Consider the following 12290-nt stretch of genomic DNA (forward strand, 5'->3'; position numbering starts at 1 on the left):
GAGCTGATGGCTACGTGGAGACCACGGTCACCACCAAGCTGTCCAAGATGATCGGGTCGTACAGATTCCCGCTCTACAACCCGGTGAACTCCAACAACAAATGGGTGGCGCCGCCTGAGGCGAATGGCGGGCTCGTCGTCAATGATTTCTCCGGCGGCGAGCCCTTCTACTACTTCACCTGCGAGGGGCAGCGATCGGTGTACGGAATGCTGGTCCCCTCCGTTACCGTGACAGGCAACAGCATCAACTGGTCCTGGGGTCCTGACGTGGTGAACTATCACGTCAGGATGGAGATGTTCTAGAGCCAGTCGATCACCAACACCGTGGGCGGCATCACCCTTCACTACGGGATCTACAGCTGATGGCCGTCGGACTTCGTGTGCGGAACCAAGGGACCGGGCAGATCCAGTCGTTGAGGTCGGCCAGTTCTTCCCTGGCACCAAGATTGGCATCGCCATCCCGTCTCCCAGGTTCTATTACGCATCGGTATCCCAGGACCGGTGTACTGGCTACGCCGATGCATTCCACATGACCAGCGACAATAGAATTTTCATGTCAAAGCATGAGACGTTCTCGCAAAATCTCATCACCAACACCTTCCCGGTCGGCGGCGTGACTATGGGCCCTCAGAGGGCCACGATCTTCATCGTGGACCTGACAGAGGTGCCGCTGGGGTTCGGCTGACACAGTGACGTTTTTGGCTGTGGGAACTAGGTCATGTCGCGGACTTGCAAGCCCCGCTAGGATGGTCCGGCGAGCAAGAGGCTCGCGATTAAAGAAATGGAGATGTCCGTGAAAGCATGTCTTTTGGGAATTTCGTTGCTTCTGGCAGCCGGTAGCGCAGCGTCCGCTCCTGCCAGCCAGTCCGATCTGTCTGGTGTGGCAAACGCAGCAGTTCAGATGAACCCGACGCTGGCTGTGCCGCCTGGCGTTACCTTGAGCGAGGTCGTCCGCATCTACAGACCTAACCTTGGCTCACACGTGAGCGTGAACTGGGACTACGGTCTCTACTTGCGGGATGGGTGGCACATTGAGGGAACTTTGGGATTCATCTCCTTGACTCCCTTTGAGAACAGCTTGCCGATCCGCGAATGTGTCTCGCATACTCCCTGGGACACCTTCAGTAGCACCGACGTGAACTGTGAGGGGCAGCCGATGCTCCCATACTCGCATCTACGGGGCTACATCTCGCAAGCCCAGTTGCCAGGTACTGTTCCCCTGTACCGCTGCCGCCATCTCTGGGAGGGGAAGTCGCGGCATTTTGATACCCTTCGCGCGGATTGCGACGGGGCGCCTGGCGCTATCCTTGACGGTCCTTTGGGTTACGTCTTCATGTGATCCCCTGCTGCCCAGCCATGGCTGGGCAGTTCAAGGTACGGGCAATCGCAGATTCTCGCCGTTTTCCGCGGCGACGTGTTGACAGTGCGACTGACGCGGGAGGCCTCCATCACCGGCGGCTAGCTAGCCGTCCTTTCGTATCCACGCGAACATGTGGGGCACATAGTCTGCCTTCCCCAGAGGGATGCCGTTATGGCGTAGGATGCAGTACGCGGTTATCAGGTGGAAGTAGAACTGAGGTGTTGCCCAGTTCGTTGCGTACTCATCGCCCTTCATTTCGAATGCAAGGCCACCAGTCAGTTCGATCACGACATGACGCGAGGCGCCGGCATCGATCTCTTCCGCTTCGCTGGTGGTCAAGTACTCCAGCGTTTGGTCTATGAGCGCACGTGCTTCGTCCATGTCGCTCGGCGGCTGGAGTGTCGGCAGGGGCTTGCCACCGAGACGGCTGATCACTTCACGGGCTTGGGTGCATACGAACTGAATCTGCTTGGCAAGGGAGTGCATATCTGGCGCCAATCGCGCTAACAGCAAGTTGCCCGGATCATATCCGAGGGTCTTGGCGTGGGCCTCGGCCTTTTCCAGTTGACCTCGGAGGGCGCGGAGCATCTGTGCTGAGCCACAAACGTTCAGTTGATGAATGGACATCGGGCTACCTTGTTCGCTGGAAACCTAGGCGGAATCGCTGGACCTTAGCAATTCGACGATCTTCTTGGCTCGGATGCATCGGGTTCACTGGACAGAACGGGCATAGAACATACATTTTTGGCTGACTTGAGGGGTGGCCAGACATCCCTGTATGGGTCTAGCGTTTTTGGTTCGGCGCGGCGCTTGGGGCCGCAGGCCGCTCAACCGGGGCGCGTGAGGAGCGGCTCGCCGACAAAGAGTCGAGCCAGGCTCGACCCTGCGATTTTGGCAAATTGACGATTTCGTCCAGCGCCGATCAGTCGCCGGTGGGCGGCGCGGTAACTGGCTTCGGTGGCAACAGCGGCGGTGCTTCGGGAACGGCAACTGGGCAACCGTAGGTGCCAGCAACATCCATGTACAGGCTGTAACGCTGGGTTGAAGCAAAACCCAAGCGCCACTCGGGATTGAACAACGGCCTAGGCCCAGGTGAAAGGCCTATGTCCATCGGGAGATTCAGAACTTCGTCGCCAATCATCACCGGCGTGGTTGCTTCCACGTACTGGATATCTTCGCTGCCTTCGGTGGTGATCACGTTCTTGCGCCGTATAGCAGCTGCCGGTGGGCGGGCGGGCAGCGTTCCGCGCGCCTGGAAGCCACCGTTGAATCCGGTATCCACCTTGACCAGCACATTCTGCTTGCCGGCACGGATCGGATAGCGGACGTCATACGCATCGCCCCACAGCGAGGATAGTGTCGCCATCCGTCGCGCGCATGGCACCGGGCTGGCAGCGGCCTGGATCACAAGGGCGTTTTGGTTGATACGCACCCGTCCAAGCGCGCGCAACACGTCCAGGCCGATGCGCGGTAGATCGTCCTTGCCCAGCACTGCAAAGGAGATATCGCGCACCAGAACACTTCCGATGTCCAGAGTCACCGGCGACGCCAGCGCATACACCGCCCCAGCCTTTCCATCGGCAACCATGAAACCTTCGGTGAGTTCCAGCCCGAGTTCGGCTGCCAGCGTGCGCCCGATGCGCGAATGCGCTGCGCCACTGTCCACGTGTACGCGCAGCTCGCGCTCACCGGCCTTAGTGCGCATCTTCAGGCTGAGTGTCGGCAGTTCGTTTTGCAATTGGATGGGAACATGGATATCGCTTGGAGGTGTTTGTGCCGCCAAGGCAGTGCGTGGCCAAGCTGTGAAGCGCTCGAAATGCGGCTCGCTGATGCCCGCTAGGTGGATGTCGCCCGCTTGCTGTTTGAGCATTGGGCGGATATCGCGGTCCAGCAGCGTTCGAACTTGGATCATCTGCGTCGCCCATCCGGCAATATCGCCCCGGATGAGCAAGTTGCCTGCCAAGGAGGCTGCACATAGGTACTCGATGCCTTTTACCTGTTCGCGGGGCTCGTTGGCCACCGCCTGAAGACATTGCTCGGCGGCCTTGCTGGAGCGGTCGATTTCGCCGCGGACACGGTAGAAGCCTGTCTGGCCAAGCAGCCCCTTAGCGCCCTGCGTCTTGCCCATCGCCTGCAGCGCGCCCAGTTCAGCACGGCGTACGCTGCGGGTATAGCCGTAGGGATCGCTCAGTTCACCCTCGGGTGTGTCGGCTGTCGCAGCTGAAGCCACTGCCGTAACGAATAATGCACTCACGCCCCACCAGCGTCGATTCATTGAGGTTGCTCCCTTCTACCCGGTTGGAACCTAGCATGGCGGCCATCACGACTTCCATCGCCGCCGCTCGACCCCTGAACGACGGTATATGGGTTGCCTCGTGGATCAGCAGGGACATGGTCCGGGCGGGCCGTTCCGCTGGTGCAGCAGCTACGCAGCGCCGCGCCGGTTCAGATCCAGTGGACACTGGGCAGTGCTCCAGCCATAGTCTCGGCTTGCCAATGGACGCGCCCCATGAGCATCCTCAATGTTCTGATCAGCCGTGACCAGCTTGTCATTGCAGTAGATACGCTTGCGGAGGATGCGCTTACCGGCGCCCACTCTGCTGGTGCCAAGATGCTCCTGATACCGCAGCACAACGTGCTGCTGGCGGCGAGAGGTGCGGCCCAGTTTTTCCTGAAGACCTACGAGCTGGTCCTGCAGGCCAGCTTCCGTGCGGATTTCTCCATTGAGAAGCTGTCCGCCGAGATGGGATCTGTAATGGACCAGCTATGGCTGAACTACGAGAAGGCCGCGGCGGAGGCTGACCTGCCAATCGAACAGCTGGGGGGACCGAGATCATCCTGGGCGGTTGGTCGTCGGGAAGTGGCAGGATGATGGCCACTGCCTATACCAAGAGCGACAGTCGGCGCGCGACCACGGTCCAGCCGATCGGTGGCCAGTTCGCGTCACCAGGTGACCCACTCAAGGGCATCGCGCCCAGCATGCTGCAGGACGATCTGATGACAGCAGGGCGGCTGCAGGCCCACTACCTCAATGAGCAGATTGGTCGGCAAGTGGCCGGCGGCCGTCTGCTGATCGGCTTCTTGCAGCAGGGCCAAGCTGTGGTGAAGGACCTAGGACCGATCTGACGCTTGAGGCTAGGTAGCTGGACGAATCGGCTGCACATGGCCAGACAGTAGCGCCAGTGGCGTGACGGAAGCGGCAGGAATATGCTCTGGTTCAAAAACCGGAGGGCGTATGGGCATCATCGACTCGACTCACTATCGATTGACCTGCAAGGCCTGCGGAACCGTCGACACCCCATCGGCGCATCAAAAGGGTTCTGGTTACTCCGGGGGGAGCTGGAGTGGCCCGGACTCCAAAGTCTTCTCCCTGCGGACCGAACCATCGTACGGCGAGGACGTCATTAAGTCCGCGTCATGCCCCTGCGGTGGCGAGGTAGAAGTGGTCATCACCCGGACTGGTCCCTGACCGGATCCTGTCCCCGTCGCAGGCTTTGCGACGGCCGGCCGTATCCTCCCGGCCATGCGCTCTTCCCACGGCTTCCGCACCACCCCGATCCCCTCTGGCTGGGTCCAGACCGGTGAGCGCTGGGCGCTCTGGTACAACGGCCGCGAGACGGCCAGCGTCACGCCGGATGGCGGTTCTGGGGTCCGGCTATGGATGGAAGGCCAGAAAATGTGGCAGGTGAAGAAAGTGCGCGCCGCCAACGTCTGACAGGCAAAGCGCTACGCCGAGCGCTGGTGTGCCGCCAGGCTGTATCCCGACCTGCCTCTGCGCCAGGCCGTTGCCCGGCTGACCGATAGCAGGCCCATCATGCCGACGGAACCGCTACGGGCATTACCTTCGACCCGCGAGCAACAGCAGCAGGCCCAGCGATTGGACGAGGCGGCAGCGGCTGCGTCCGCCCGAGTGATGGCGGCACTCCAGCCGGTCCGCCCGCAGGCGGAGGCCAATCCCAGGGCGACGGATCCGAGAAAGGGGCGACGGAGTCCGCGCTGGGATCATTACCCAAAGGTGTGAGGGATGTGAGCCTATGGGGCCCGCACTTGGAAATTCATCTCTCTCGCGTAATCAAGTCCCTTGCCCTGGAGGGTGTAGGCGGGTCTAAAGGTCTCTTCGCTGATCTGCCAATGCACCCACCCCTGTTCGTCCAGTTGCTCTAAGGCCTGCTGGACGTCTGAAACGGGGTACTTGTTCTGCATGACCTGGCTTAGCTGCTCGACCGTCAGGTGCCTGTGGTCATGGAATCGCAAGCCCTGAACGCAGTTGCGTTGAATCCCATTCGGCTTGAACTTACGCTCAGTTGCGCGCTTCAAAAGCTTGGCAACTGCGCCTGGCTGCCGAGGGGCGGGTTGTTTCTCTGATGTTAGCTTTCGCCACAGTGCGGACGCTGCCCATCCAGCCGACAACCCGATAACGAAAACCCACAGGAAGTCCCATGGATGCTGCTCGATAACGGGCCAGTGGCCCCTCAATTCGTCGATCATTCATCCCCCTGATGACGCCAGAATCTGAGCGCTTGTCGCTCCGCAATCCTTGGCGTACCCCCAATTCTATAGGCATTTTATGCCCATGGAAATTGCAATTTGCGGAGCGATTTGCATGGTTAAGTTGCTGTATTTAAAGGGGTAGTGCTGGAGCATCCCAAGCTACTGTTTGGAGTGGCTGCAGCCGTCAGGCCCGCCCCGTTTGGCACAGCTTTGGCACAAATTGCCCTTTGACCGTTGGTACGTATAGGTAGATCGCCCCCCTCCTAAGGGGAAGTTCGCCCGTTCGAATCGGGCCGGGGTCACCAGAATCAGTCACTTGCGACGATTGGTGATCGAGTGGCGCTCCTTGTTCCACGGCACCTTCCAGTGCTTTGGTCGCAGTGGTCACAATGGCCAGTCAACAGGCGGCGCTCGCCACGAAGCCGTCTTCCCCTTCAGGCATCGGGTGCGCAGAAGGGCCCAGACTGTCGAGCCTGTCATATTTGCCCGTATACCTGCGGGGTAGACTCGGTTGGCACGCATGAGGCGTGCACTACGCCAATACCGAGGACGATAGTCATGTTGAAGGGATTGAAACCTCTCACCGCTGCTGCCGTGTGCCTGCTCGGCCTGTCCGCCTTTGCCCAGAGCGCTGCTGCGGCACAATGGGTAGACAGCGGCCGCACCGCGTACGTAAAGACCAGTTTCTTCGGCAGTTTCGCCTACCACACCTGCGACTCCAGCGGTGCGCAGATCCAGGGGTACCCGGGTAGCTGCGGCAGCGATGCCGGCAGTGGCTGGACGTCCAACTACACGGCTTCCAGTGACCTTGCCAACAGTCAGCTCATGGCCTGCAACCACAATCCGTTCCAGCTCGGCTCGGCCTGCTACGGCCTGGCGTATGCGATCAATGGCCAAGCGTACGCTGGCGGGCTGCCTGCCGCCTGCAATCTTGGCGCGCGCGCGGTGGTCACCGCGTCCAGCATGGAAACCGTCGAGATCCAATACGAAGAGCTCGACGTGGACACCATCGAGTCGGCACGCGAGTACGTCTGCCGGTAAAGCGCCGACAGGTCGCCGCCGTCGAGTGCGGCGGCTTCCTGCAGGGGACATCCGTCTTACGCACTGTTACCGCAGCCCAGTTCGCGCAAGCACGTCCGCTGCAAGCGCCTGATCATCAGCCTCCAACCCAGGCAGCGGCCGCGGCAGGTTGACGGGACCACACAGGCTTCCATATGCCCGCACAGTTGCAACCGGTTCAACCTCGGCATTATCCGCGTATCGCTGGCTGGCTCGATTCGGTTGCAGCGACGCAACGCTGGGCTGGCCCGGGCGTTGCGTTTCCTCTGCTGCCTGAGGCATTCGCACAGGCTCTTGAACTGGCCGAGCGCCCGGGTTGGGTGCTGTTGGACGGGGAGGGTGCGTGCATGGGGTTCGGCCAGTACTGGTTGACCGCGCCCGGCACTGCCCACCTGGGCCGCATCATTGTCTCGCCGCAGGCGCGTGGGCGCGGCCTGGGCCGGGTGCTGATGCAGTTGTTGTGTGCCGAGGCCCTGCGGTCGCCGGATGTGCAGCGCCTGAGCCTGCGTGTCTATCGTGACAACGTCGCGGCGGTCGCGCTCTACCGCGATTTCGGCTTCCAGCCGGTGGAAGATGCCTCGACGCCGGAACTGTTCTTCATGCAGCGCAGCGACGGCTGAGCCGTGATCATGTGGGTAGTGGTACGGTCTGCTGTGCCTGCCATTCCCTGGCGGTGATGCGGCTGATGTGTTCGGTGCGGTAGTCGGCGAGAAAGCGGTTGAACTGGTTGACCTCGGTGTGGTGATGGCGGAAACCGCATTTGGCCTGCGCGCTCATCGATTGCAGGTTGTCGTCGAAGTAGCCGCACCACAACGCGTCCAGCTGCAGATCCAGGAAGGCATGCCGCATCACCTCACGTACAGCTTCGGGTACCAGGCCACGACCCCAGTACGGTACGCCGATCCAGTAGGCGATCTCTCCCTCGCGCTCGCCCAAGCTGAAGTTGCTGTCTGCACCGATCAGGATGCCGACGCATCCGATGGCACGCCCGTTCTCGCGGCTCTGCAGGGCGTAGACCTCCGGTCGGTTGAACACGGTGCGGATGATGTCGGCACTCTCCTCTACGCTGGCATGCGGTGGCCAACCGGCAATGGGCCCCACACGCGGGTCGCGGGCGTACTCGTACAGATCGGCGGCGTCACTGTCGCGCCAGGGGCGCAGGATCAAGCGTTGGGTGGCCAGTTGCATGGCGGGTCCGTCGGTGGAGAGAGAGTGCACAGGCTAGGTTTCGACGGGCGGGGAGCACAGGGCGGGACCTTGATGGTTTCGGTACTTTTCACAACTTCTTCGTTCGGGCGGATATGCTCTGCCGCGATATCCCAGTGGATCGGCCCATGGATCGCATTCCCCAGCTTCTGGAACAGGACGAATCCATGCGCCTGGAAGTCAGTACGCTGGCTGAAGGCTTGGGTGTTCCGCTGTCGTTCGGGCACGCCTATCTGACGGTGCTGGTGTGCGTGTCCGGGCGTGCGCGGTTCGCACTGAACTTCCGCGAAGTGGCGGTGCAGCGGCACGACGTACTGGTGCTGGCGGAGGATACGCTGGCGCTGCTGCGGCAGCGTTCGCGCGGCTTCCTTGCGGTGGCCTGCCTGGTGCCGAAAGCGCTGGCCTCGGAGGTGGCCTATGTGCTGCCCAATGCACTGTTCAAGTTCCTGCACGAGCACCCTCATTGTGTACCGTCACCGCTGGAGGTGCCGCTGCTGCAGGGTTGGCTGCAGCAGTTGATGGATGCCCAGCACAACGGTGGCCGCCATCGGCACGTGATGCTGCGCAACCTGCTGCAGACCTTTTTCCTGAAGTTCGCCACACTGCTCCCGGCATACTACGAGGCGGCGCCGCAGGTCGGCCGACGCGAGCGCCTGGCCTGGAGCTTCTGGGAACTGGTCGGCCAGCGCAGCACGCGCCAACGCGACGTGCAGTCCTACGCCGAGGCGCTGTGCATTACCCCGTTCTATCTCTCGCAGGTGACCCGGGAATGCTTCGGCGAAACGCCGAAGGCGTTGATCGACCGCCAGGTGGTGCTGGAGATCAAGGCGCTGCTGAGCTACAGCGAACTGCCGATCGGACGCATCGCCGAACGCCTGTGTTTCGAGGACGCGTCCTACCTGTGCCGCTATTTCCGGCGGCACACCGGCCAATCGCTGACCGGCTACCGCCGGGCGGGGCAGGGCGGTATCAGTGCGATACGAACAAGGGCGCCGGTACTTCGGCGAGCAGATCCTCGGTGACCCCGCCGAGCACGCGCTCGACCACGCGACTGCGGCTGTAGGGCCCCAGCACCAGCAGATCGGCTTCGGCATCAAGTACATGCTGGCGAATGGTGGCAGCTACGCCCCCTTGGCTGGAGCTGATCGCCTGGATCTCCACTTCAACGCCGTGCCGCGCCAGATGCTGGGCCATTTCAGCGCCGGGTGCCGCTTCAGCCTTGGGCGTGTCGACCATCAGCAGGTGCACGGCCTGCGCCCGGGCCAGAAGAGGCAGGGCATCTGCCACCGCACGACGTGCCTGCTTGCTGGCATTCCAGGCCACCACGATACGCCGGCCGACCTGCTCGCCCTTCCAGTGCGGCGGCACCAGCAGCATCGGTACCCCGGTCTGGCGAAGCGTGCCCAGTGGATGCCAGCCGGAGGGCGCGCCTGGTGTGTGCGGATAGCCGGCGATGATCAGGTCGCAGTACAGCGACTGCAGCGCCAGGTCGGCGCCACCCAGGTAGTCCGAGACGATGCGCAGTTCGGTGCTGATCTGCAGCGGCTCGGACACGGCACGCAGGTTCTGCATCAGCTGTGCGGTGCAGGCGGCATCCGCGCGGGCCTCGTGGTCCAGCGCGGCGGCGATGCCGGCACCGCGCGCGAAGCCGTTGGCGATGTCGGTGGGATGCAGGGCCGTGGAGACTGCGACCAGATGCGCCTGCTGGGCCTGCGCCAGGTCGGCGGCGATGTTGAGAACGCGGTGCCCGGTGTCGCTGGCGTCGAACAGCACGGCGATATCGCGTAGTGGGTGCAGCATGGCGTTGTCTCCCTCGATGCCTGTGACGCGTTCCCTGCCGTGCACCGACCCGGGTGCACCGGACGCACCCCCGTTGTAGCGCATTCGTGATTCGTGTGAATCATATTTGATTCAATTTATTAATTGATGATTCATGCTAGCGTGAGGGCCAGCCCACACCCCATCGCTTTTCATGCGACCTGCCGCAGCACGTACACGACGCGACCTGCCCCATGCGCTGGCGGCCACCCTGGTCAGCCATCCACGCTGCACCCTCAGCGAACTCGCGCGCGGGGCGGGCATCAGCCGCGCGACCCTGTACCGGTTTGCGCCTACCCGGGAGGCGATCGACGAGGCCCTGTTCGCGGCCGGTTTCGAGCGCGTGGAAGCGGCGGCGGCCTGGTTCGACCAGGGCGGTGATGCACGCCACGTGCTGGAGCAGGTCACCGCCACGCTGCTGGCGGACTGGGAGCTGGTGACGCTGCTGTTCGCACGGATGATGGAAGAACAGCAGCGCCTGGGCGACCTGCACCTGCTGCCGGAGCGCTGGGCGCCGATCGGCGAGCGCTTCGAGGCCTTCTTCCTGCGGGGTCAGGCGGCCGGAGAGTTCAACGTCGGTTTCACCGCGGTGTGGCTCGCGGACTTCTACTGGAGCTGTTTCTACGGCATCACCTGGTCACTGGCACGCGGTCGGCTGGCGCCGGCAGCGGCAGCCTCTACGCTGCTGGCGTCGTTCCAGCGGGGGGCGATGATGGGTTGACCGCAGGGGTTTCCTGCGGGGGCGCCGTGGCTTACGCCTGCCTGAGCAACTGCACCAGCTGGCGCAGGCGATAGGGCTTGGGCAGGAACTCCACCTGCTCGGGCAGCGGCGGCAGCTGCGAACGGGCATAGCCGGACGAGAGGATCATCCGTGCCTGCGGCTGTTCGCGTGCCACATGCTCGCTCAGCTCGATGCCGGACATGCCGTTGGGCATGCTGACGTCGCTGAACACCACGTCGAAACGTGCTTCGCCCTTGAGCAGTTCCGCCGCCTCGTGGCCATCGGCGGTCGTGGCCACATCGATGCCGAGTTCGCGCAGGGCCAGGCCGATCATTTCACGCAGATCGGTCTGGTCTTCCACCATCAGTACGCGGATCGGGTCATCGGTCATCGGCAGGGTCCTCCATTGCGGGTAGCAGCAGGCTGACCGTGGTGCCGACACCGGGCGTGGTGGACACGTCGACGAAGCCGCCGCTCTGGGTAGTGAATCCGAACACCTGGCTCAGGCCCAGGCCGCTGCCTTTGCCGATGTCCTTGGTGGTGAAGAAGGGCTCGGTGGCCCGTTCGGCGATGTCGGCCGCCATCCCGTGGCCTTCATCGCAGACGCTGAGGGTGACATAGCCACGTTGCAGCGTGGAGTCCGCGTCCGGGTCGAGGCGATGCTCCAGCGCGGTGCCGATCAGGATGCGACCGCCTTCAAGGGTAGCATCGGCGGCATTGGCGACCAGATTGGCCAGCGCCGTCTGCAGCTGCGCCGCATCGGTGTTGACCGCAGGCAGGCCGGGTGCCAGCTGGGCATCCAGCATCACCGTGGACGGGCAGGCGCGTTGCAGGTCCGGCAGCCACTGCTGTATCAACACGTTGATATCCAGTGGTTCGCGGATCAGGGTCTGGCCAGTGCTGAACGCCAGCAGCTGGCGGGTCAGCAGCGCACCACGATCGGTCGCGCTCTGCGCAGCATCGAGCAGCTCGGCGGCGCGCGCATCGTCACCGCCAACGCGCAGGGACAGCAGGTCAAGTGCGTTGCCGATGGTGGTCAGCAGGTTGTTGAACTCATGCGACAGGCCGCGGCTGAGTCGGCCGACGGCCTCGAACTGTTGGGTATTGCGCAGCGCTCGTTGGGCATCACGCAGCAGGCGCTGTGCCTGCCACTGCTCGGTGATGTCGCGGGTGATCTTGACGTAGCCGAGCAGCTCACCCGCTTCAATCACCGGCTCGATGACAACACTGGCACGGAACGACGAGCCATCGCGGCGTACCCGCCAGCCCTCATTGGCAACGTGGCCATGCTGCGCTGCATGGCGGAGCAGGCGTTGCGGTTCTCCTGCCTCGCGGTCGGCGGCCAGGTAGAAGCGACCAAAGTGGGTGCCCACCACTTCATCGGCTGAATAGCCCTTGATGCGCTCCGCACCCGGGTTCCAGCTGCAGACGATGCCATCCGGATCAAGCAGGTACAGCGCATGGTCGCGCACGCTGTCGATCAGCAGTCGCAGTTGGCGGGAAGGGTCCGTCAGCACGGACGTCGTAGAGGCGGCAGCGTCCACGTAAAAATAAGTGTTACCCCTGTGAGGGACGTGAAGCTAGGCATTCAAGTGTGAAGGAGGCGTGGAGGCGGGACACGTGCCATTTGTCCTGT

The 12290-nt window shown here is 62.8% G+C and carries 16 protein-coding genes and 1 tRNA gene; 10 read left to right on the top strand and 7 right to left on the bottom strand.

The window, feature by feature from the left end; genetic code table 11:
• The first annotated feature begins 14 nt into the window (after positions 1–14).
• A complete protein-coding gene (locus AC5P6S_RS08910; protein WP_099497670.1) occupies positions 15–302 on the top strand; it encodes a hypothetical protein in 288 nt (95 codons plus the stop codon).
• Between the two features lie 226 nt (positions 303–528).
• Positions 529–684 (top strand): hypothetical protein, encoded by a 156-nt coding sequence (locus AC5P6S_RS08915; RefSeq protein ID WP_158230117.1) that lies wholly within the window; start codon positions 529–531, stop codon positions 682–684.
• A 777-nt stretch (positions 685–1461) separates the two neighbouring features.
• On the opposite strand, the gene AC5P6S_RS08920 is transcribed toward AC5P6S_RS08915, so the two are convergent.
• Positions 1462–1986 (bottom strand): DUF1993 domain-containing protein, encoded by a 525-nt coding sequence (locus tag AC5P6S_RS08920; RefSeq protein ID WP_005409392.1) that lies wholly within the window; start codon positions 1984–1986, stop codon positions 1462–1464.
• A gap of 295 nt (positions 1987–2281) precedes the next feature.
• A complete protein-coding gene (locus AC5P6S_RS08925; protein WP_005409393.1) occupies positions 2282–3634 on the bottom strand; it encodes an aspartyl protease family protein in 1353 nt (450 codons plus the stop codon).
• Positions 3635–3868: 234 nt separating this feature from the next.
• Between AC5P6S_RS08925 and AC5P6S_RS08930 the strand changes: the two genes are divergently transcribed.
• From AC5P6S_RS08930 to AC5P6S_RS08940, 3 genes are all read left to right on the top strand, one after another.
• The gene (locus AC5P6S_RS08930) at positions 3869–4231 is read left to right on the top strand and encodes a hypothetical protein (protein WP_005409394.1); all 363 of its coding nucleotides are present in this window, start codon (positions 3869–3871) and stop codon (positions 4229–4231) included.
• The gene (locus tag AC5P6S_RS08935) at positions 4228–4485 is read left to right on the top strand and encodes a hypothetical protein (protein ID WP_005409395.1); all 258 of its coding nucleotides are present in this window, start codon (positions 4228–4230) and stop codon (positions 4483–4485) included. Before AC5P6S_RS08930 ends, AC5P6S_RS08935 begins: the two co-directional genes overlap by 4 nt.
• A 397-nt stretch (positions 4486–4882) precedes the next feature.
• Positions 4883–5074 carry a hypothetical protein gene (locus AC5P6S_RS08940; protein ID WP_005409397.1) on the top strand — a complete coding sequence of 64 codons (192 nt, stop codon included), beginning with the start codon at positions 4883–4885 and terminating at the stop codon, positions 5072–5074.
• A gap of 317 nt (positions 5075–5391) precedes the next feature.
• Here the strand turns inward: AC5P6S_RS08940 and AC5P6S_RS08945 are convergent, their stop codons facing one another.
• On the bottom strand, positions 5392–5847 hold the full coding sequence (locus AC5P6S_RS08945; RefSeq protein WP_005409398.1) for a hypothetical protein: 456 nt from the start codon (positions 5845–5847) through the stop codon (positions 5392–5394).
• Between the two features lie 232 nt (positions 5848–6079).
• Between AC5P6S_RS08945 and AC5P6S_RS08950 the strand changes: the two genes are divergently transcribed.
• The 3 genes from AC5P6S_RS08950 (at position 6080) to AC5P6S_RS08960 (ending at position 7529) form a co-directional block, all read left to right on the top strand.
• Positions 6080–6155, top strand: a tRNA-Arg gene (locus AC5P6S_RS08950).
• A gap of 253 nt (positions 6156–6408) precedes the next feature.
• Positions 6409–6891, top strand: coding sequence for a hypothetical protein (locus AC5P6S_RS08955; protein ID WP_005409399.1), 483 nt, complete (start codon positions 6409–6411; stop codon positions 6889–6891).
• A 173-nt stretch (positions 6892–7064) separates the two neighbouring features.
• Positions 7065–7529, top strand: a complete 465-nt coding sequence (locus AC5P6S_RS08960; RefSeq protein ID WP_099497631.1) for a GNAT family N-acetyltransferase — start codon at positions 7065–7067, stop codon at positions 7527–7529.
• A 7-nt stretch (positions 7530–7536) separates the two neighbouring features.
• Here the strand turns inward: AC5P6S_RS08960 and AC5P6S_RS08965 are convergent, their stop codons facing one another.
• Entirely contained in the window at positions 7537–8097 is a 561-nt protein-coding gene (locus AC5P6S_RS08965; protein ID WP_005409401.1) for a GNAT family N-acetyltransferase, read from the bottom strand.
• Positions 8098–8243: 146 nt separating this feature from the next.
• Here AC5P6S_RS08965 and AC5P6S_RS08970 point away from each other — a divergent pair, with 146 nt between their 5' ends.
• A complete protein-coding gene (locus AC5P6S_RS08970) occupies positions 8244–9137 on the top strand; it encodes an AraC family transcriptional regulator (protein WP_005409402.1) in 894 nt (297 codons plus the stop codon).
• Here the strand turns inward: AC5P6S_RS08970 and AC5P6S_RS08975 are convergent.
• Positions 9085–9915 carry a universal stress protein gene (locus AC5P6S_RS08975; RefSeq protein ID WP_005409403.1) on the bottom strand — a complete coding sequence of 277 codons (831 nt, stop codon included), beginning with the start codon at positions 9913–9915 and terminating at the stop codon, positions 9085–9087. The genes AC5P6S_RS08970 and AC5P6S_RS08975 overlap by 53 nt on opposite strands.
• 172 nt (positions 9916–10087) lie before the next feature.
• Between AC5P6S_RS08975 and AC5P6S_RS08980 the strand changes: the two genes are divergently transcribed.
• Positions 10088–10654: a TetR/AcrR family transcriptional regulator gene (locus tag AC5P6S_RS08980; RefSeq protein ID WP_005409404.1), complete on the top strand. Its 567-nt coding sequence runs from the start codon at positions 10088–10090 to the stop codon at positions 10652–10654.
• Positions 10655–10685: 31 nt separating this feature from the next.
• Here AC5P6S_RS08980 and AC5P6S_RS08985 read toward each other — a convergent pair whose 3' ends face one another.
• Positions 10686–11045, bottom strand: coding sequence for a response regulator (locus AC5P6S_RS08985; RefSeq protein WP_012480014.1), 360 nt, complete (start codon positions 11043–11045; stop codon positions 10686–10688).
• Positions 11035–12198 (bottom strand): two-component system sensor histidine kinase NtrB, encoded by a 1164-nt coding sequence (locus tag AC5P6S_RS08990; protein WP_394253808.1) that lies wholly within the window; start codon positions 12196–12198, stop codon positions 11035–11037. Before AC5P6S_RS08990 ends, AC5P6S_RS08985 begins: the two co-directional genes overlap by 11 nt.
• Positions 12199–12290: the final 92 nt, after the last annotated feature.

Source organism: Stenotrophomonas sp. YJH_SMC_119, from assembly GCF_059368315.1.

Excerpts from the sequence above, each read along its gene's own strand:
- AC5P6S_RS08930 (WP_005409394.1), top strand. The coding sequence starts at position 3,869 with ATGAGCATCCTCAATGTTCTGATCAGCCGTGACCAGCTTGTCATTGCA.
- AC5P6S_RS08985 (WP_012480014.1), bottom strand. The coding sequence starts at position 11,045 with ATGACCGATGACCCGATCCGCGTACTGATGGTGGAAGACCAGACCGAT.
- AC5P6S_RS08965 (WP_005409401.1), bottom strand. The coding sequence starts at position 8,097 with ATGCAACTGGCCACCCAACGCTTGATCCTGCGCCCCTGGCGCGACAGT.
- AC5P6S_RS08955 (WP_005409399.1), top strand. The coding sequence starts at position 6,409 with ATGTTGAAGGGATTGAAACCTCTCACCGCTGCTGCCGTGTGCCTGCTC.
- AC5P6S_RS08940 (WP_005409397.1), top strand. The coding sequence starts at position 4,883 with ATGCGCTCTTCCCACGGCTTCCGCACCACCCCGATCCCCTCTGGCTGG.
- AC5P6S_RS08920 (WP_005409392.1), bottom strand. The coding sequence starts at position 1,986 with ATGTCCATTCATCAACTGAACGTTTGTGGCTCAGCACAGATGCTCCGC.
- AC5P6S_RS08980 (WP_005409404.1), top strand. The coding sequence starts at position 10,088 with ATGCGACCTGCCGCAGCACGTACACGACGCGACCTGCCCCATGCGCTG.
- AC5P6S_RS08970 (WP_005409402.1), top strand. The coding sequence starts at position 8,244 with ATGGATCGCATTCCCCAGCTTCTGGAACAGGACGAATCCATGCGCCTG.
- AC5P6S_RS08925 (WP_005409393.1), bottom strand. The coding sequence starts at position 3,634 with ATGAATCGACGCTGGTGGGGCGTGAGTGCATTATTCGTTACGGCAGTG.
- AC5P6S_RS08935 (WP_005409395.1), top strand. The coding sequence starts at position 4,228 with ATGATGGCCACTGCCTATACCAAGAGCGACAGTCGGCGCGCGACCACG.
- AC5P6S_RS08975 (WP_005409403.1), bottom strand. The coding sequence starts at position 9,915 with ATGCTGCACCCACTACGCGATATCGCCGTGCTGTTCGACGCCAGCGAC.
- AC5P6S_RS08915 (WP_158230117.1), top strand. The coding sequence starts at position 529 with ATGACCAGCGACAATAGAATTTTCATGTCAAAGCATGAGACGTTCTCG.
- AC5P6S_RS08960 (WP_099497631.1), top strand. The coding sequence starts at position 7,065 with ATGCCCGCACAGTTGCAACCGGTTCAACCTCGGCATTATCCGCGTATC.
- AC5P6S_RS08945 (WP_005409398.1), bottom strand. The coding sequence starts at position 5,847 with ATGATCGACGAATTGAGGGGCCACTGGCCCGTTATCGAGCAGCATCCA.